Origin of the sequence: Tessaracoccus flavescens (assembly GCF_001998865.1) — a bacterium.
Classification (GTDB): Bacteria; Actinomycetota; Actinomycetes; order Propionibacteriales; family Propionibacteriaceae; genus Arachnia; species Arachnia flavescens.
This window is the reverse complement of the sequence record NZ_CP019607.1, coordinates 1,043,157-1,062,459: the sequence shown is the minus strand read 5'-3', so window position 1 is coordinate 1,062,459 and position 19,303 is coordinate 1,043,157. Positions and strand designations below refer to the sequence as shown.

The 19,303-nt window shown below is 64.9% G+C and carries 12 protein-coding genes and 1 pseudogene; all 13 read left to right on the top strand.

From position 1 onward, the window contains the following. Window positions 1-41: 41 nt before the first annotated feature. The 13 genes and pseudogenes from BW733_RS05175 to BW733_RS05115 all read left to right on the top strand — a co-directional run bounded on the left by BW733_RS05175 (window position 42) and on the right by BW733_RS05115 (window position 19,265). The gene (locus tag BW733_RS05175) at window positions 42-776 is read left to right on the top strand and encodes a hypothetical protein (protein WP_179947139.1); all 735 of its coding nucleotides are present in this window, start codon (window positions 42-44) and stop codon (window positions 774-776) included. 35 nt (window positions 777-811) lie between these two features. Further along, the gene (locus BW733_RS05170) at window positions 812-1,879 is read left to right on the top strand and encodes a C40 family peptidase (RefSeq protein ID WP_077348546.1); all 1,068 of its coding nucleotides are present in this window, start codon (window positions 812-814) and stop codon (window positions 1,877-1,879) included. A gap of 222 nt (window positions 1,880-2,101) precedes the next feature. Next, the gene (locus BW733_RS05165; protein WP_077348544.1) at window positions 2,102-2,740 is read left to right on the top strand and encodes a DUF1819 family protein; all 639 of its coding nucleotides are present in this window, start codon (window positions 2,102-2,104) and stop codon (window positions 2,738-2,740) included. Then, on the top strand, window positions 2,737-3,336 hold the full coding sequence (locus BW733_RS05160) for a DUF1788 domain-containing protein (RefSeq protein WP_077348542.1): 600 nt from the start codon (window positions 2,737-2,739) through the stop codon (window positions 3,334-3,336). Before BW733_RS05165 ends, BW733_RS05160 begins: the two co-directional genes overlap by 4 nt. Further along, a complete protein-coding gene (brxC, locus tag BW733_RS05155; protein WP_237268307.1) occupies window positions 3,236-6,820 on the top strand; it encodes a BREX system P-loop protein BrxC in 3,585 nt (1,194 codons plus the stop codon). Before BW733_RS05160 ends, brxC begins: the two co-directional genes overlap by 101 nt. Next, a complete protein-coding gene (pglX, locus tag BW733_RS05150; protein ID WP_077348538.1) occupies window positions 6,820-10,323 on the top strand; it encodes a BREX-1 system adenine-specific DNA-methyltransferase PglX in 3,504 nt (1,167 codons plus the stop codon). The genes brxC and pglX overlap by 1 nt, the downstream gene beginning before the upstream one ends. Further along, a complete protein-coding gene (gene pglZ, locus BW733_RS05145; RefSeq protein ID WP_077348536.1) occupies window positions 10,316-12,811 on the top strand; it encodes a BREX-1 system phosphatase PglZ type A in 2,496 nt (831 codons plus the stop codon). The genes pglX and pglZ overlap by 8 nt, the downstream gene beginning before the upstream one ends. A gap of 11 nt (window positions 12,812-12,822) precedes the next feature. Next, window positions 12,823-14,373 (top strand): BREX system Lon protease-like protein BrxL, encoded by a 1,551-nt coding sequence (gene brxL / locus BW733_RS05140; protein ID WP_077348534.1) that lies wholly within the window; start codon window positions 12,823-12,825, stop codon window positions 14,371-14,373. Continuing rightward, a complete protein-coding gene (locus BW733_RS05135; RefSeq protein ID WP_077348532.1) occupies window positions 14,370-15,362 on the top strand; it encodes a tyrosine-type recombinase/integrase in 993 nt (330 codons plus the stop codon). Before brxL ends, BW733_RS05135 begins: the two co-directional genes overlap by 4 nt. A gap of 138 nt (window positions 15,363-15,500) precedes the next feature. After that, window positions 15,501-16,427, top strand: a pseudogene (locus BW733_RS05130) (IS1634 family transposase); the annotation flags it as partial. A 471-nt stretch (window positions 16,428-16,898) separates the two neighbouring features. After that, window positions 16,899-17,363, top strand: coding sequence for an SRPBCC family protein (locus BW733_RS05125; protein ID WP_077348528.1), 465 nt, complete (start codon window positions 16,899-16,901; stop codon window positions 17,361-17,363). Further along, on the top strand, window positions 17,360-18,757 hold the full coding sequence (locus BW733_RS05120) for an MFS transporter (RefSeq protein ID WP_077348526.1): 1,398 nt from the start codon (window positions 17,360-17,362) through the stop codon (window positions 18,755-18,757). Before BW733_RS05125 ends, BW733_RS05120 begins: the two co-directional genes overlap by 4 nt. A gap of 1 nt (window position 18,758) precedes the next feature. Beyond that, window positions 18,759-19,265 (top strand): universal stress protein, encoded by a 507-nt coding sequence (locus BW733_RS05115; protein ID WP_237268306.1) that lies wholly within the window; start codon window positions 18,759-18,761, stop codon window positions 19,263-19,265. The last annotated feature ends 38 nt before the right edge of the window (window positions 19,266-19,303 follow it).

Genomic DNA, 19,303 nt, shown 5'->3' with positions numbered 1-19,303 from the left:
ATGATCAGAATCTCTGTTACTGAAAGATCATCCCCGAGAAGGTGCGTCCCTCGCACCCCAGCCCCCGGGGACCATCCACAGGATTTGATCATTCCTCCAGGTACGCGTCCACCCGGCAGTTCCTCGACGAGACCCGCCTGCTGCGCGATGCGCTCGGTCAGTTGGTCACCGGCGCGCTGGCCGGCTTGTTCGACGCCCCGACCACCATCGCGGTGGACTGGACGGCCCCCATCCAGTCGTTCTCGCTGTCTCGCCTCGAACCCCTCGGCGACGAGGCCATGGGCATCGCGCTCACCTGCTTGTCCTCGTGGGGACGCGCCATGCGCGAGATCAAGGCCCCTGGCGACCTGCGGATCAACATCCGCGACGAGATGTGGAAACAGATGCGACTCGGCCTCGAAGCCGTCAAGAGCCTGGACGCCGACATGCGGTTCTCGCGCCGCGACGGTGAGATCCAGTTCGTCGTCGGCCACAAACCCGGCGACATGCTCACCGTCGGCGAGTCGACCTCAGCCGCGACCGCGATCGCCAAGGAACTGCTGAACCTGGCCGACCTCAAGATCCTCCACGGCCAGGACCCCAGCGTCGCCCGCGAACTCGCCGACCTGCTGGAACTCGGCCCGATCGCCGAACATCTGATGGCCGACTGGGCCACCCAGCGCAAGGGTCGCGCCCTGTGGTGCGTCGGCAAGCAGATCTACAAGGTGCAGACCGTCTTGCACTCGGCGGCCGCCGCGTTCACCTACACCAACCAGGCCATCGACGGCGCTCGATAGAAGTTCGCCGGAAGAATGACCGAAACGAGCTCACGATGAAGGCGATTGCTTGGGCCCTCGCACTCTCACTCGGCGCCCTGCTCACGGTTCCCCTCGCGTTGGTGCTGTTCATCACCACGCTCGCCAACCCGGCTGTCGCGGCCGGCAGCTGCACCCCGCCAGCGTCCGCGGCGGGTCTGCCGCAGCCCGGGAGCCCGCGTCAGGCGAGCCTGCACAACCCGCCGACCGAGATCCCGGCCGCCGTGCAGGCGCTCTACGAGGCCGCCGCGACTCGGTACGGGCTGCCCTGGATACTGCTCGCCGGGGTTGGCATGGAAGAGACCAACCACGGCCGCAACAACGCCACCTCCAGCGCCGGCGCTCGCGGACTCATGCAGTTCATGCCGGCCACGTTCGCCTTCTACGGGGTCGACGGCAACGGCGACGGACGCGCGGTCATCACCGACGAGGCCGACAGCGTCCACTCCGCCGCCAACTACCTGGTCGCGTCGGGTGCGCTGACGGGGGCGGACGGCGTCCGGAAGGCGCTGTTCGCCTACAACCACGCGGTCTGGTACGTCAACGACGTCCTCTACTACGCGGCCGCCTACAGCGGTGGCGACGTCGCCGAGAACCCATGCGTCACCGACGACACCGAGACCGCCGGCACCCCCCTGACCGGCACCGGACCGGCGACGGACGCCGTCAACGCGGCCCTCCGCTGGCTCGGCACCCGCTACAGCTGGGGCGGCGGGACCCCCAGCGGACCCTCAACCGGCATCTGCTGCTCACCCGGAGGCCAGGACGGACGCGTCGTGACCGGGTTCGACTGCTCCGGCCTCGTTCTGTACGCCTACGCCCAGATCGGCATCCGCCTGCCACACCTGGCCCACGACATCACCTACAACTCGGGCGGCCAGGTCATCCCGAGGGACTTCGCACAGATGAGGCCGGGGGACGTGATCGGGTTCTCCCACACCCCCGGAGGACGCGTGTTCCACGCTGGGATGTACATGGGCGACGGCCGCATGGTGAACTCCGACGGCAGCGGTGTATCCATCGACAGCCTGACCACGGGGTACTACAGCCGGCTCGTCTGGCGGGTGGTGAGGTTCGTCGCGTAAAGGAGTCTCCCCGCGACCGCGCGGGACGCGGAGGGCCGACGCGTAGCCTTCGCGCCTGATCGCGGGTGTGACAGGAAGTGTCGGGTGGGCCCGCTAGGGTCGGGGGAGAAGTAAGCAGACGCAATGGGGCTCGCGCGTGCCGGGAAGCTGGCGCGCCGGTCGTGAATGGCATCGCCATCGGCTGACGAGCCCCTGACGACGACCCGAGCAGAGGAGGGTTCGATGAACGACGCCGCAGCATCATCGGTGGCCCCTGTGCGCTATGCGTTGTCCTTCACCACAGGCACCCTTCTCGCCCACGAGGCCGCACTGCTTGCGCCGTTGTATGCCCAGCACCGTGACTGGGAAAAGGTCCGCCGCTTGGCGTTGGAAAGCAACGTGCTGCAGGTGAGGACCCACAGCACTGGGATCCGCCTCGTTCGGGAGACGGTCAAGCGTCTTTCGGTGTTGACCGACGACGAGGTGTCACTCGTGACCGAGGTCACCGCGTCCGAGAGGAGCCACCTGATGTGGGCCGCCGCCTGCCGCCGGTACGAGCTCATTGGGGAGTTCGCCGAGGAAGTGCTGCACGAGCGGTTCCTGCTTCTGGCGCCGACTCTGGATCATCAGGACTTCGATGGCTTCGTTCGGAGTAAGGCGTTGTGGCACGAGGAGTTGGTGGAAATCAGGGACTCGACGTTGCGGAAGTTGAGGTCGAATGTGTTCGGAATGTTGAAGGAGGCAGGGTTGCTGTCGGTGGCTGGGCGCATCATGCCCGCCTTGCTGTCGGAGCGACTTTCGGTCGCGCTGAGCTCCCACACTCCGAGCGATCTGCGATTCTTCCCCATCCGGGCGATGGCTGGAGAGGTGACTGCACTGTGATCCCGAAGACCTTGCCGGACCAGGAGGATCATCTGTTCGATGTTCTCAGGGGCGATCGCTTCTTGCAGATGGAAGGCCTTGGCAATGAGGTCCCCTTCTTCATCTACCCCTATCCGCCCGAGGCTGCGCTTGAGGTGGCGGGGGCGAAGAAGCGGGTCAAGAACCGGCTTGCCGCTGTTGGGGTTAAGGTCTTCGAGATCAACCTCTACGACTTGTCGGTCGAGCTGCTCAAGGGGCGCAAGGTCTGGGATCGGGTGTTGGCGGTCGAGCCCGACCAGGACAAGGCCGACTTCCGCGAGTTGCTTCAGGGCATGCTGGACCCGCAGCTCCACATCGCCCCGGCGATCCGAGATCGGCTGGCGCAGGAGCAGTTCGACATCTTCTTCCTCACCGGCATCGGTGAGGTGTTCCCCTACATCCGCTCCCACAATGTGCTGAACAACCTGCAGTCGGTGGTCAAGGGAAAACCGATGCTGATGTTCTTCCCGGGCCGCTATGAGCAGTCCGACACCTTGGGCTCGTCGCTGGTGTTGTTCGGCCGGCTCAGGGACGACCAGTACTACCGAGCCAAGAACATTTTGGAACAGGAGGCGTGAGCTGATGCAGCTCGACCAGATCTTCGCCAAGGACATCCAGCGCCCGATCGAGGGCGTCATCAAGGCTGATGACGCTGCGCATCTGGCCACTGAGGTCGACGAGTATGTGCTGACCAACGAGGCCGCCAAGGGGTTGGAGATCCTGCTGGAGGAGTACACCTCCTACACCAACGGCAACGGCGTGTGGATCTCCGGCTTCTTCGGCTCTGGCAAGTCGCACATGCTCAAGATGCTCGCCCACCTCTTGGGCGACGTCGAAGGACAGGACTTCTCGCGCCAGAACGTCTCCGACAACTTCCGATCGAAGGCTCCTGATGCTTTCCTTCCGGGGCTGCTGAACAAGGCAGACCTGATCCCCGCCAAGAGCCTGCTGTTCAACATCGACCAGAAGGCCACACTGATCAGCAAGGACCAGACCGACGCCCTGCTCAAGGTGTTCGTCAAGGTCTTCGACGAGTCCCAGGGCTACTACGGCAACCAAGGCCACGTCGCTCGCTTCGAGCGCCAGCTCGACAACCGGGGCCAGTATCAGGCCTTCCAGGACGCGTTTGCGCGCATCTCCGGTATCCCGTGGGCCCAAGGGCGCGAACAGACAGCGCTCGAAGGACCGAGCATCGATCGTGCCTTCACCGAAGTCGACGGCAAGGACCACCATGGGGTCATCCAGCAGTACAGCGCCTCGTACTCCGTCTCGATCGAGGACTTTGCCGACCAGGTCAAGGCCTGGCTGGACAAGCAGTCAGACCCGACCTTCCGCCTGAACTTCTTCGTCGACGAGGTGGGTCAGTTCATCGGCTCAGACACCAAGCTCATGCTCAACCTGCAGACCATCGCCGAATCGCTCAACACCAAGTGCGGCGGGCGGGCATGGGTGTTCGTGACCAGCCAAGAGGACATGGAGAAGGTCCTGGGCGACCGCACCCGCCAACAGGGCAACGACTTCTCCAAGATCCAGGCACGGTTCAAGACCCGGCTGAAACTGACCAGCGCCGATGTCGAGGAGGTCATTCGCAAGCGGCTGCTGGAGAAGAACGACGTCGGGGTTGGAGCGCTGTCGGTGATCTACGCCGAGCAGCACGCCAACTTCAAGACCCTGTTCGACTTCGTCGACGGGGCCAAGAGCTACCGCAACTACACCGACGAGGCCCACTTCGTCGGCACCTACCCGTTCGTCAGCTACCAGTTCCCGCTCTTCCAGGCCGCCATCGAAGGCATCTCCGATCACAACGTCTTCGAGGGGCGCAACAGCTCGGTCGGTGAGCGTTCGATGCTCGGCGTCGTCCAGCAGGTCGCCAAGGACATTGGCAACGTCGAGGTCGGCCACCTCGCCACGTTCGACAGCATGTTCGCCGGCATACGGGCCTCCCTGAAATCGGCAGCTCAGCGTTCGATCGACGTCGCCGAGCGCAACCTGGACAACCCCCTCGCGGTCCGGCTGCTCAAGGCGTTGTTCCTGGTCAAGTATGTCGAGAGCTTCCAGGCGACCCCCCGCAACCTGACGGTGCTGGTGTACGACCGGTTCGGCCTCGACCTGCCAGCGCTGTCGGAGCAGGTCAAGGAAGCACTGACCGTTCTGGAGACGCAGACCTACGTTCAGCGCAACGGCAACACTTACGAGTACCTAACCAACGAAGAGCAAGTCATCGAGGAGGAGATCAAGAACGTCGAGATCGACGGCTCCGAGGTCAGCGGTCGGTTGTTCAGGATCCTGTCCGGCGACGTCATCAAGACCAGCAAGATCCGCTACGCCAAGAACGGGCAGGACTTCCCGTTCGGGTTCAAACTCGACGACCAGGCCCACGGCTCCCAGAAGGAGCTGTCGGTCCACTTCATCTCCCCGGAGTACCCCTACTCTCCCGAAGAGATCCGCATGCACAGCGCAGGCAAGGACGAGCTGCGCGTCATTCTCGAGCCCGATGCTCGGGTGCTGTCGGACCTGCGGCTGCTGATCAAGACCGAGAAGTACATCAAGCGCAAGCAGGGCACCTCGATCTCGGCCATTGAGGGCCAGATCCTGCAGACCAAGGGTGCGCAGAACACCGGGCGGGAGAAGGAGCTGATTGAGCGGGTCAAGGCCTCGGTCGGCAAGTCCACCCTTGTGATCAACGCCGCTGACATCAGCTCCAGCTCGCAGGACGCGCTGGTCCGGGTGACCGACGGTTTTCAGGAGTTGATCAGCCGCACCTACACCCAGCTCAAGCTGCTCGACGGCCGAACCTACAGCGAGCAGCAGGTCGCCGGGGCAGCCAACCCCGACAGCGGCCTGTTTGACGCCGCCGAGGCCAGCAAGCTCTTCGCACCGTCCGAGGAGGTGCTGTCCTTCGTCCTACGCAAGGAGGCACTCGGCGAACAGGTCACGGTGAAGACCATCGTCGACAGCCTCACGGCCAAGCCCTACGGCTGGGACCTGGCCTCGATCGAAGTCCTGATCTCCTTCCTGATCGGGACCTCCAAGGTCACTCTCACCGTGGACGGCAACCTCCTCAAGCGTTCCGAAGTCGCCACGGCCCTGCGCAACACCCAGAAGCACGCCCACGCCGTGGTGTCGCCGCAGAAGACCTTTGACGAGCGCAGGGTTGCAGCCTTCCGGAAGTTCTGCACCGACTTCTTCGACGAGCCGAACGCCCCCAAGGACCCGCTGGAGTTGGCGCGCCATGGCGCTGACAAGCTGAAGGCCAAGCGCGACGAGCTCAAGGCCACGATCACCAGTTCCAAGTACCCGTTCGTCAGCCAGCTCTCTGGCCCGATCGACATGCTCGACCAAGTGGTCGGCAAGCCGAACGACTGGTACCTGACCTACTTCCACCTCGGCGACGATCTGCTCGACACCAAGGAATCGATCATCGACCCGGTTCAGGCCTTCCTCAGCGGCGGCCAGAAGACCATCTACGACGACGCCCTTGCCCTCCTCGCCACCCACAGTGGCAATCTCGGCTACTTGCCCTCCGGCAGCGACGCCACCGTGAGGGCTGCCCTCGACGACCCGAACGCCTTCCGCGGCAGCAAGATGGCCCAACTCAAGCAGGCCGCCGACCAGCTGCGCGCCCAAGTCGACCAGGTCGTCGCTGACAACCGCGCTAGCGTCATCGAGGCGATCGAGGGACGCAGGGCCGAGATCGAGCAGAGCGCCTTCTACGAGAAGGCAACTCCCGACGCCCAGACGAGAGTGCTGCGCCACGTCGACCAGACGATCGCCCGTGTCCGCACCCAGAATCAGATCGCCCTCATCCGGGAGACCGGCTCGGGCTTCGAGGAGAGCGTGTACCCGAGCCTGCTTGACCAACTGGCCGCTTCGCAGAAGGGAAACGGCGAAGCGGAAGCCGGCCCGCCGTCACCTCCGAAGCAGACCGTGTCGGTGAAGAGCATCTCCGCTGCAGGGGTCTCGGGAGTGCTGGAGACCGAGGCGGACATCGACCGCTACCTTGATGCCCTGCGCTCTGCGCTGGTGAAGACGCTCAACAACGGAAAGCGAATCTCTCTCTGATGGAAACCGCACCGCTGAAGTCGTTCGCCACCTGGGCACGCAAGGAGCTCCTCCGCGAAGTCACTGCCCGGATCGCCGTCGTGCTCGCTCCGGCCTCGCCCGAGCGAGTGGAGCAGCCGAAGGCCGTGGAAGTCCTGGAGAAGGCTGTCCTGGCGGGCGGTGGGGGCGACAGAGGCAGGGCTGCCGTCGCCGACAAGGTCGCCTACACGTGGTTCAACCGGATCATCGCCCTGCGCTTCATGGACGCCAACGGCTATACCAGTGTCGGCGTCGTCTCTCCGCAGGCCGGCGTCGCGACCGGACAGCCTGAGGTCTTGGCCGAAGCCAAGCGCGGCAATATCGACACCGGGGTGGTCTCGGGCAAGACCCGCGAAACCGTCGCCTGTCTGCTCAACGGCACCCGACGGAGCGCCGATGCCCAAGGCGAGGCCTACGCTCTGCTGCTTTCGGACTACTGCCGCCACTGGAACCGGGCCATGCCGTTCATGTTCGAGCGCGAGGGCGACTTCACCGAGCTCCTCATCCCGGGCAACCTGCTGGCCGACGACTCAGTCCCGAGCCGAGCGGTGAAGGTGCTGACCAAGGACGTCTGCCAGGACGTCGAGGTCATCGGCTGGCTCTACCAGTTCTACATCTCGGAGCGTAAGGACGAGGTCTTCGCGGGGTTCAAGCAGAACAAGAAGGCCGGCGCCGACGAGATCCCCGCTGCCACCCAGTTGTTCACACCGCATTGGATCGTCCGCTACCTCGTCGAGAACTCCCTCGGTCGGCTGTGGATGCTCAACCGCCCCGACTCCCGCCTGGTCGACCAGATGGAGTACTACATTGCCCCAGTCGACGAGGAGACCGAGTTCCTCAAGATCAGCCGGCCCGAGGAACTCAAGGTCGTCGACCCGGCCTGCGGGTCGGGGCACATGCTGACCTACGCCTTCGACCTGCTGTACGCCATCTACGAAGAAGAGGGCTACGCACCAGCAGAGATCCCCGGCCTCATCCTGACCAACAACCTCTACGGCATCGAGATCGACACCCGCGCCGGAGCCCTCGCAGCTTTCGCCCTGACCATGAAAGCCCGCTCCAAGCAGCGCACGTTCTTCAACAAGCAGATCGAGCCCAACGTCTGCGTCCTCGACCCAATCCGCTTCGCCCCTGCCGAGATCGACTTCCTGCTGACCCGCGGTGGGGATAAGCATGCTGAGGCGGCTTTCTGGAACCAGTTTGAGCACGCCGACATGTTCGGGTCGCTGATCCAGCCTGACGTCGAGCTCACCGCCCGCCTCAAACAACACATCTCCCAACTAGACGATGGCGGGGACATCCTCCGGGCCGACACGCTCGAGTGGGCGGAGAGGGCTATCGAGCAGGCCGAGTACCTGTCGCCACGCTACGCGGTGGTGGTGGCCAACCCGCCTTATGCCGGTCTCGGCAACATGAACGCTCGTTTCGTCGAGTGGGCGAGGAGGGCGTACCCCGCGACCAAGACCGACCTCTATTCGATGTTCATCGAGCGGGCCATCAAGTTCGCAATTGGTCGCGGTCTAATCGCCATGGTGACCATGCAGAGCTGGATGTACCTGCGCTACTTCGAGGCACTGCGAGCAGAGATTCTCGGTCGAACTCGGGTGGTCTCGATGGCGCACCTCGGCGCTCGGGCGTTCGACAGCATTGGTGGTGAGGTAGTTGGTACGACTGCTTTCGTGATCTGTCGGCAGGTTGCCAAGCGAACCTCACGTGGGGTGTTCGTCCGACTGGTTGAAGGTCGGTCTGAGGCCACGAAGTCGGCGAAGCTCCGCGAAGTGGCGGCCGGGACCACTCGGGACCTCTACGTACTCGAACTGCGCCACCTTGCGCGGGTGCCCGGCCGAGCGTTCGTCTATTGGGCTGCGGCCCGAGACTTTGAACTCTTCGAGACTGCCGACCCGGTCTCAGCTCACATCGAGACCCGGGTTGGTCTGATCACTGGTGATAACGACGCCTTCCTCCGCCGGTGGCACGAGGTGTCCCTAGCCGCCATCGACTTCCACGCCAACCAGGAAGAGCCGTCCGCTCGTAGATGGTTCCCCTACGTGAAGGGTGGTGAGTATCGGCGTTGGGCGGGCAACTACGAGTACGTCGTCAACTGGTTCAATGACGGCTCTGAGGTCAAGGCCAACATCGACGCAGAGACTGGTCGGATTCGCGCGCACAACTTCAACGGCGACTTCGCGTTCCGCGAGGGCTTCACGTGGTCGGGCATCTCGAGCAATGGCTTTGCCGTCCGTGACGTGCCGCCAGGCTTCATGTTCGACACCAAGGGGCCAATGGGATTTCCGATCAAGGCTGATGAACTCCGCCTGCTTCAGGGCCTGCTGAACAGTGCGGTGGCTGTGAGGTTCATGCGGATGCTGGCGCCGACCCTGGACTTCAACCTTGGACACGTCATGAGTATCCCGTTCCTCAGCACGCTGCCTGCTGAGTTCGCCTCGTGGGCCGAGGAGTGTGTGCGACTGGCGTGGCAGGATTGGGACCGGCGAGAGACTGCCTGGGGCTTCAAGACTTCACCGTTGGTGCGGCGCCCCTTGCCTAGCGGACGCATCCGAGACCGGTTCCGCGAGTACGTAGACGAGTGCCGCTCTCACGTCGAACGGATGAGGGAGCTGGAGCATGCACTCAATCAAAGCGCCCTCAACGCATACGGTCTGGCTGAGATTCAGGACATGAGCGCCGCGATTGACGAGATCACCCTCGACGCTGCGGCCGCCCTGAACGACGACCAAGCGGACTTCGCGCGCACTGCAACCGTGGACCTCGTCTCTTACGCCATTGGGTGCATGTTCGGCCGCTACAGCCTGGACCAGCCGGGGCTCATCCTGGCCGACCAGGGGGCTACGGTGCAGGACTACCTAGCCAACGTGCCTAACCCGACGTTCCCCCCCGACAAGGACAATGTCATCCCTATCGTGGATGGCGACTGGTTCGAAGACGACATTGTTGCGCGCTTCCGCACCTTCCTTCGGGCGGCGTTCGGGGAGCAGCACTTCGAGGAGAACCTGCGTTTCGTCACGGAGTCCCTTGGCGTGCGGGACGTCCGCGACTACTTCGTGAAGTCGTTCTACAAGGACCACGTCCAGCGGTACAAGAAGCGCCCGATCTACTGGCTGTTCTCCAGCCCCAAGGGATCGTTCAACGCCCTGATCTACATGCACCGCTACACGCCGTCCACGGTCTCGACGGTGCTCAACGAGTACCTGCGCGAGTTCACGGCCAAGCTCACGTCGAGTCTGCAGCAGCAGGAGCGCCTGGCGGCTGGTGGTGGGACGCCGCGTCAGCAGGCGGCCGCGCAGAAGGAGGCCGATCGGCTCCGCAGGGTGCTGCTGGAGCTGGAGCAGTACGAGCACGACGTGCTGTACCCGCTGGCGTCCCGGCAGCTCGCGATCGACCTCGACGACGGTGTGAAGGCGAACTATCCCAAGTTCGGTACCGCCCTGAAGAAGATCCCCGGACTTGAGGCCAGCGATGAGTGACGCCGCTGCCGTCCGTCCGCACCTACTGCGCTGGTTTGACAGCCGCCGCGTGGTGTTCTGGCATGACCCGGAAGGCCAGTACTCGGCGGATCTCGACGGCCTCGACCTTCCGGGGATCCACACGATTCGTGTTGCTAACGATGAGTTCGCCGTGAAGAACAGGTTGTTGCACGAGGAGCCGGAGGGCAAGTTCCTCGTCTATCGCTCAGGTCAGGTGCCGAGCGGCATCGGGGATTGGCTGCTCGACCTGGAGCTGGCCTACGGGGTCTTCACGGCTGACCGTACCGCGCTCGTTGCCCAGGATCTCGGGCTGGTGGGCAAGGGCATCGACGAGGTGGTGCAGGCGCACGAGAAGTTCTTCAACGCCGCCAAGCGTGTCCAGAGCCTGAAGGCACTGCTCAGCTCGGAGGACGACGCGGCTCGGCTGCGCGCCAAGATCAGCGCCGTGGTGCTCGGCCAGCGGGAGCACAGCCTGCTGGAGATCACACGCACCCTCCTGACCGAGAACGCCAAGGGATCGCACGCCAAGTACGACGCCCTCGTCGACTACGGGCTCGACAGCTTCTACTGGCAGGGCGTGGCGCGCATCTACGGCTACGAATCGCCCACGCCGAGCATGGACGACCTGGTGTTGTGGATCTTCCAGCGAGCCCTGGAGGGCTTCAAGTCGGACCGCCCGGGCGGGCTGCAGAACATCCAACTCGATTTCGCGAGCCTGCGAAACGACCGGCGCAGCCAGGAAGCCATGTCTACGCTCGCCAAGCGGGCCGCCAGGGACTTGGACTTCAAGTCGAAGATCGAGAACGCGAGCTTTCGTGACCTGATCAGTGTCGACCTGTTCGAGGAGACCGACCAGAAGATCATCAGTGACCTGGCGCGCGCGGTGGCCGAGCAGACGGTCGCGCCGCGCGAGGTTGCCGAGGTGGTCCGGGCACGGCAGAGCAGCGTCTGGATCGACGGCTATCGGCGGCTCTACACGGCTGTGGCGAGTGCTTCGGAGCTGTTGGGCGAGTTGGCCGCGCTGGATCTGGCCATGCAGTCGTTCGACAACGGACTGGAGCGCTACCGACGCGAGTGGTTCCGCATCGACCAGCTCTACCGCCAGTTCATCGTCGCTGCCCGGACAGCCGAGTACCCCAAGCCCCTCGAAGCGCTGCGTGAGCAGGTCGAGAAGCGCTACACCAACAAGTACGTCTACGAGCTGGGCAACGCCTGGCAGCAGCAGGTCGACCAGGTCGAGACGTGGCGCTCAACTGCACTGCGCTCCCAGACCGACTTCTACGTCCGTTACGTCGAACCGCTCGTCCGCGACGGCGACAAGAAGGCCGTCGTCATCATCTCCGACGCCATGCGCTACGAGGTGGCCGATGAACTCGGCTCGCTGATCAGGCAGGAGGATCGCTTCGACGCGACCCTGGAGGCGGTCCTGGGTGTGCTGCCCAGCTACACCCAGCTCGGTATGGCCGCCCTGTTGCCGCACTCGACGCTCAAGCACTCGGCCGACGCCAAGACCGTGCTGGCCGACGACCAACCCACCAACAACACCACGCTCCGGAGCAAGATCCTAGAGGCGGTGGGTGGGTCGGCGATCCAGGCCGAGGACTTCCAGGCCCTCACCGCCGACGAGCGGCGCGAGCTCTATAAGGCCAACCGGGTCCTGTACGTCTATCACAACCGGATCGACGCCACCGGAGACAAGCTCGGCACCGAGCGCCAGGTGTTCGAGGCAGTGGAGGACACGCTCCGCGACCTCGTCGACCTGGTGAAGAAGCTGGCCAGTGCCAACGCCACCAACATCTTCATCACGGCCGACCACGGATTCCTGTTCCAGGACGAGGCGCTGGCCGACGCCTTCTTCCTGTCGACCAAGCCCCAGGGCGACGACCTCAAGCACGTCAACAAGCGCTTCGTGCTGGGCACAGGCCTCAAGGTCGATCCCGCCTTCACCACCTTCAAGGCGGCCCAGCTCGGGCTGGACAGCGCGCTGGAAGTTCAGATTCCCAAGTCGATCCACCGCCTACGGCTGGCCGGCAGCGGATCGCGCTTCGTTCATGGTGGGGCGACCGTGCAGGAGATCGTCGTCCCAGTGCTGGCGGTCAACAAGAAGCGCAGGAGCGACGTTCGGCCGGTGAATGTCAAGATCATGCCTGAGTCGGACAAGATCACCACCGGGCAAGTCGTCGTCCGCTTGTTCCAGTCAGAACCGGTCAGCGACAAGGTCCAGCCGCGCTCCCTCCGAGCGGGGCTCTACGCCGGCGAAACGCTGCTCTCGAACCTCGTTAACCTGACCTTCGACGAGATCTCGACCGACACGCGTGACCGGTACCAGAGTCCGCGGATGCTGCTCAGTCAAGACGCCAACGATTACAACAACCGGGCTGTCGAATTCCGGTTGGAGGAGCGGATCCCCAACACAAATCAGTGGCGCGTCTACGAGAAGGCCATCTACACGCTGAAGCGTTCCTTCACGTCAGACTTCGACTTCTGAGGAGAGGCGAGATGAGCGAAACCCAGAACGAGCCCCACAACGCCGGCGAGCCGCCACAGAGCGACCTGGACTACAAGATCAACCTCCTGTTCGGTGGTGTTGTCGTGCGCAAAGATCTGGTCAAGGCTGTCAAGGGCAACGCCATCGTGCCGTCCTACGTCCTGGAGTATCTGCTGGGCCAGTACGCCGCGTCGGACGACGAAGCCACCATCCAGGCCGGCATCGAGACCGTCCGCCAGATCCTCGCCGAGCACTACGTCCACCGCAGCGAGTCCGAGCTGGTCAAGTCCAAGATCAAGGAACGTGGCCGCCACCGGATCATCGACAAAGTCGCGGTCACGCTCAACGAGAAGGCGGACGTCTACGAGGCCGAGTTCGCCAACCTCGGCATCAAGGGCGTCATCGTCGACTCGCCAATCATCACAGCCCACCCCAAGCTGCTGGTAGGCGGGGTGTGGTGCATCTGCGACATCGAGTACTTCCACACCGAGGACCAGCGGGTCGTGCCCTGGATACTGGGCTCCATCAAACCCATCCAACTCTCGCGATTCGACGTCGACCAGTACCTGGAGTCCCGACGCGGGTTCACCACCGACGAGTGGATCGACCTGCTCATGCAGTCCATCGGCTTCAACCCCGAGATGTTCAGCAGGCGCGGGAAGTTCTTCCAGCTCGTGCGCCTCATCCCGTTCGTCGAACGGAACTACAACTTGGTCGAGCTCGGCCCCAAGGGCACCGGCAAGTCCCACATCTTCTCCGAGTTCTCGCCCCACGGGATGCTGATCTCGGGGGGCGAGGTCACCGTCCCCAAGCTCTTCGTCAACAACGCCAACGGACGCATCGGTCTCGTCGGCTATTGGGATGTGGTGGCGTTCGACGAGTTCGCCGGCAAGAAGAAGCGCACTGACCGGGCGCTCGTCGACGTGTTCACCGACGCTGAGGTCCTCGCGCTCCTGGGCGGAACCGATCGCTTGTCCCCCCGGTTCCGGGCGGTGACCTGGCGAACGCTGATCGGTCTGCTGGCCGCCACAGGGCTGCGGCCCGGGGAGGCCTGCCACCTGACCGTCGGCGACGTGGACCTGGCCAACGGTGTGGTGCAGGTTCTGGACACCAAGTTCGGCAAGTCCAGGCTTGTGTTCCTCCACCCGACCACCACGACGGTCCTGGGCCACTACCTGCAGGTCCGCCACGACTGGGTCGGAGGAACAGTGCGGGCCTGCCCGGCCTTCTTCGTGAATCGCCGACGGGCAGCGCTCGACCCGGACCGTCTGGGCGTCACCTTCAAACAGGTCGTGGCCGCAGCCGGGATCACCATCCGCCCCGGCCACAGGCCACCCCGGCTCCATGACCTGAGGCACACCTACACGGTGACCACCATGCTCGACTGGTACCGCGACGGCCATGACGTGCAAGGACGCCTTCCCCTGCTGTCCACGTGGCTGGGCCACGTCGACCCGGCCTCGACCTACTGGTACCTGCACGCGGTGCCCGAACTGCTCGCGCTGGCCGCTGGCCGGCTCGACGCCCCTCAGGTCACTCCGAGCGAAGGACCGGCCTCATGAGTGAGCCGACCCTGACGTTCCTGCTGCAACGGTTCTTCACCGAGCGCCTGGGTCGGCAGTTGGGCGCCAGCCCACAGACGGTCACCGCGTACAGGGACACGATCCGTCTCCTGCTGCTGTTCGCCGCGCAGAAGACGAAGAGGCCCCCCTCACGGCTCACGATCGACGACCTGGACGCCGTCACCGTCGGCGAGTTCCTCACCCACCTCGACTGCGACCGGCACAACAGCACCGCGACCCGTAACGCCCGCCTGGCCGCGATCCACTCCTTCTACCGTTTCGCGCTCCCGCTCGTCCCGGAGCGTGCTCACACTGCCAGTCAGGTGCTCGCGATCCCGCAACGACGTCATGACTGGGCCATGGTGTCCTTCCTGACGGCCGCCGAAACGGATGCCCTGCTCGCGGCGCCGGATCGCACGACTTGGTATGGGCGCCGTGACCACGCTCTGCTCCTTACCGCCGTGCAGACCGGTCTTCGGCTGTCCGAGTTGACCGGGCTCACCATCCAGGACGTCACCGCCATCATGCCTGGCGCATCCGTGCACACCACGGGCAAGGGCCGGAAGGAGCGCGTCACCCCCTTGACCCGGCAGACTGCGGCCGTCCTGCATGAATGGCTGCCACAAACCGGGCCCAGCGGACCGGTTTTCCCGACCCGCCGCGGAACCCGGCTATCTGCCGATGCAGTCCAACGGCTCGTCACCAAACACGCGGTGACTGCGGCCCTTGTCTGCCCATCGATCGCGTCCAAGCATGTGACACCGCACACGCTGCGGCACACCGCAGCGATGACGCTGCTCGCGGCCGGTGTCGACACGTCGGTGATCGCCTTGTGGCTCGGTCACGCAAGCGCAACGACCACGCACATCTACCTGCACGCGGACATGACCATCAAGCTGAGGGCCCTCGCCCGAATCCCCGCGTCCGGCACTAAGCCCGGACGTTACCGTCCCGCGGACGACCTCATCGCCTTCCTCGAACAACTGTGACGCCCCCACCGCGAGGGTTATGCCGCGTCAGCGACCCCCACCCGGACCGCTGACCAGCACAAACACCGCTCCGCCCACCCGGACGTCGGCATAAGCGAGACCTCGGCATAATTGGAGTTATGCCGACGTCGGCATAACAGCAAGGAACGCCGCCTGGAGCCGCAGATCACCATCGGCCTGTTGACCGACGCGCGCGGGTTCCCGCTGATGGTCGAAGCGTTCGAGGGCAATCGCGCCGAGACCACCACGATCATCCCGTCGATCCAGGCGTTCCAGGCCGCCCATCAGCTCCCCGAGGTGACCGTGGTCGCCGACGCGGGCATGCTGTCGGATGGGAACCTGCGCGCCCTGTCCGGGGCGGGGCTGCGGTTCATCGTGGGTCAGAAGATCCCCGACATTCCCTACGTCGTGCGCCACTGGATGGACACCCACCCCGGTGAGCAGCCGCCTGACGGGCTGATCCTGACCCAGCCGTGGGCACGGGGTCCGGCCGGCCAGCAGGTGAAGGAAACGATCTACTACCAGTACCGGGCTGATCGGGCCCGGCGCACGCTGCGCGGCATCGGTGAGCAGGTCGGCAAGGCCGAACGCGCGGTCGCGGGGAAGGCGCCGGTGAAGCGGAACCGGTTCATCACCCTCACCGGCGCGCAGAAGTCGGTGAACCGGGAACTGGAGGCCAAGGCCCGCACCCTGGCGGGCTGGAAGGGCTACATCACGAACCTGGCCAACCCGACCCCGGAGTACGTGATCGGGGCCTACCACCAGCTGTGGCAGGTCGAGAAGTCCTTCCGGATGTCCAAGTCGGACCTGAAGGCCCGGCCGGTCTACCACCACCTGAAGGGCTCGATCGACGCCCACCTCACCATCGTGTTCGCGGCCCTCGCCGTCGCCCGATGGGTCGAGAGCACCACCGGCGTCAGCATCAAGGCCCTCGTCAAGACGCTGCGTCGCCACCGCACCATCGACATCCAAGCCGGCGACACCATCGTCACCGCCGAGGACCCCCTGCCCGACGACGCCCAAGCCTGGCTCGACGCGATCCACCAAGCCCGCAGGCGACACTAAATGAGCCAAGTCGGGTTGTGACGATCGTGAACGGCCAGTACGACCAGATGCGGCTGGACGCCGTGGCCGAGGCGAGCCAGATGCACCTCTAAACGTGATTCGCCCCTGCTGGAGGGGGCGCAGATTCACTTTCGAGGAGCGTTTGCGGGGCGCGTCCCGACGTCGGCAGCCAAGCCGAACACGGTGCCGGGGGAGAGGAGCCCGCGGCTGGGGGCGGGCTCGAACGCGAGTCCAGCGGCTCACGGCGCAGATCGCGGCCCAGCACGACGGCATCCCGAATGAGGACGAGGGAGGCGACCACGAGGACGCTGCCGATGATGAGCGACTCTCGACGCCCTGGTGAGAATCGTCGTTCCTGACCGTTGCACAGGCTCCGGATGGGGTGCCATGATGGTGCCGGCAGCCAACGCGGGTTGCGCAACCGCCTCGGGTGGCCCCCGAGCGCCGAGTCAACCCCCACTTGGAGGTCGCATGTCAGCAAATGTCATCGTCGTGGTCGAGCAGGAGTTCGCCCACCCGCGGCCCCGCGTGTTTCGCGCCTGGACCGCACCCGAGGAGATGTCCCAGTGGCGGGGCAGCCCTGGGTGGCACGTCGAGCGGGAGAGCGTCACGTCGGACCTGCGGACCGGCGGCAAGCACCATCACGTGAAGGTGCGCGACGACGACCCGAGCGTCCGCGTGACCACGGACGCCGTCTTCACCGAGTACTTCGACCCGGACGTGTTCGTCGCGCGTCAGCGCATCACGGGCGACTCCGGCATCGACCCGAACGAGTCCCTCGAACTGCGCGTCGAGTTCACCGCCATGGGCGGCGACAGCACGCTCGTGCGCATCGTCCAGGGGCCGTACGACCCGGCCGTGGCGCAGTATCACGCCGCCGGCTGGGAGAAGGAATTGGCCCGCTTGGGCACCTACCTGGATGGAGGACAGGCATGAATACCGCAGGAGCGCCGACGACGTCGGCGGTCGTCCGCACGAAGCCCATCATGACCATGCCGCAGATCCTCCTGATGAACCTCGGGTTCTTCGGCATCCAGTACAGCTTCGGCATGCAGCAGACGGCCATCAATCCGATCTACACGTTCCTGGGCGCGTCACACGACCAATTGCCGCTGCTCAACCTGGCCGGTCCGGTCACGGGCCTGCTCATCCAACCCATCATCGGGGCCCTCTCAGACCGAACATGGGTGGAGAAGGGCTTCTTCCGCGGGCGCCGACGCCCCTTCTTCCTCATCGGTGCCATCGGCTGCGCGATCTGCCTGGCCCTGTTCCCGTTCGTGTGGGCGGTCTGGATGGCGGTTCTCCTGCTGTGGCTCCTGGACGCCTCCAACAACACCGCGATGGAGCCCTACCGCGCGTTCATCGCCGACCGGCTCCCCCCGGCCCAACTCGGCAAGGGCTTCCTTGCCCAGTCGTTCTTCACCGGCCTGGGGATCACGCTGGCCAACTTGAGCCTGATGTTCTTCCAGGGCGTCTTCGGCCTGGGTCAGTCCGTCGGCATCCCGCTGTGGGTCTACCCGGCGTTCCTCCTCGGCTCGGTCTGCTCGATCGCCACGGTGCTCATTTCGGTGCTGTCAACGCCCGAGCTCGAGCCGACGGAGAAAGAACTCGCCGAGCTCCGCGCCAGCAAGGGTGGCCCCGGCCACTTCATCGCCGAGATCAAGGACGCCATCGTCGACATGCCGGTCGAGATGCGGAAGCTGGCGTTGGTGTACCTCTTCCAGTGGTACGCCATGAACATCTATTGGCAATACGTGTCGCTGTCGGTGTCCCAGTCGCTCTACGGCACGACGGACGCCCACTCCGAGGGCTACCAGCTCGCCGTCGCGAACACAGGCGTCATCAACGGTGCCTACAACATCGTGACCTTCTGTGTCGCGTTCGGGCTGGTTGCCCTGGCCCGCCGCCTGGGCGCGAAGTGGGTGCACGCCATCGCCCTGTGGTGCGCCACGGTGGGTCTGCTCTTGTTCCCGCAAATGCCGACCCTGCCGCTTAAGGTCGTCGCGATCGTGGGCCTGGGCATCGCGTGGGCGTCCATCATGGGCGTGCCCTACATCATGATCGTGCGCATGGTTCCCTCGACCCGCTACGGCGTCTACATGGGCATCGTCAACATGATGATCGTCATCCCGATGCTCATCCAGACGCTGACGTTCGGCGCGATCTACAAGAACCTGCTGGGGGACAACCCCAACAACGCGATCATGGCCGCCGGCATCCTGCTGGGCATCGCCGGCTTGGTCATGCTCTGGGTCAAGGAGCCCCCGATCGTGCGCGACATCGAGCCGGTCGGCTCTGGCGACGAGACCGTCACCACGAAGGGAGCCTGAGATGGCACGCATGACTCCGTACGGATGCATCGTCGTCGGCACCGACGGCTCTGCCTTGTCAGACCCGACCGTCGCGAGGGCCTCGTTCTTGGCCGCTGCCGAGGAGGCCGACCTCGTCATCGTCTGCGCCTATTCGGGCATGACGATGCGCGAGGGTGCGAAGGCGACGAACACCCTCGGTGATACCCGGACCTCCGTTGTGTTGGGACGCGAAGCGGCCAGCAACGCGTTGGCGACCGCGACATCCACGGCCTCCGGCCTGGGCGCGCAGGTCAAGGCGTCGCTGCTGGTGGAGGGCGAGGCTGCCTCCGCCCTCCTGAGAGCCGCGCAGCAGCACGAGGCGGACCTCATCGTGATCGGGGCGATCCGAGACACCAGTCTCGCCGGACGCCTGCTCGGGACGGTCGCGTCCGCCGTCGTGCGTGAAGCCCCGTGCGAGGTCCTGGTGGTGCGTCCCCCGGCGGCGTGGGGTGACGTGACCGAGATCGAGGTGCCCGAGGACGTCTGAGCGCTGCGACGGCGCACCCTGCCCGCCGGCCGGGGGCG

Coding starts and splice junctions, on each gene's coding strand:
- BW733_RS05120 (WP_077348526.1), top strand. CDS start 17,360: ATGAATACCGCAGGAGCGCCGACGACGTCGGCGGTCGTCCGCACGAAG.
- BW733_RS05125 (WP_077348528.1), top strand. CDS start 16,899: ATGTCAGCAAATGTCATCGTCGTGGTCGAGCAGGAGTTCGCCCACCCG.
- pglZ (WP_077348536.1), top strand. CDS start 10,316: ATGAGTGACGCCGCTGCCGTCCGTCCGCACCTACTGCGCTGGTTTGAC.
- BW733_RS05115 (WP_237268306.1), top strand. CDS start 18,759: ATGGCACGCATGACTCCGTACGGATGCATCGTCGTCGGCACCGACGGC.
- BW733_RS05170 (WP_077348546.1), top strand. CDS start 812: ATGAAGGCGATTGCTTGGGCCCTCGCACTCTCACTCGGCGCCCTGCTC.
- brxC (WP_237268307.1), top strand. CDS start 3,236: ATGAGCAGTCCGACACCTTGGGCTCGTCGCTGGTGTTGTTCGGCCGGC.
- pglX (WP_077348538.1), top strand. CDS start 6,820: ATGGAAACCGCACCGCTGAAGTCGTTCGCCACCTGGGCACGCAAGGAG.
- brxL (WP_077348534.1), top strand. CDS start 12,823: ATGAGCGAAACCCAGAACGAGCCCCACAACGCCGGCGAGCCGCCACAG.
- BW733_RS05165 (WP_077348544.1), top strand. CDS start 2,102: ATGAACGACGCCGCAGCATCATCGGTGGCCCCTGTGCGCTATGCGTTG.
- BW733_RS05135 (WP_077348532.1), top strand. CDS start 14,370: ATGAGTGAGCCGACCCTGACGTTCCTGCTGCAACGGTTCTTCACCGAG.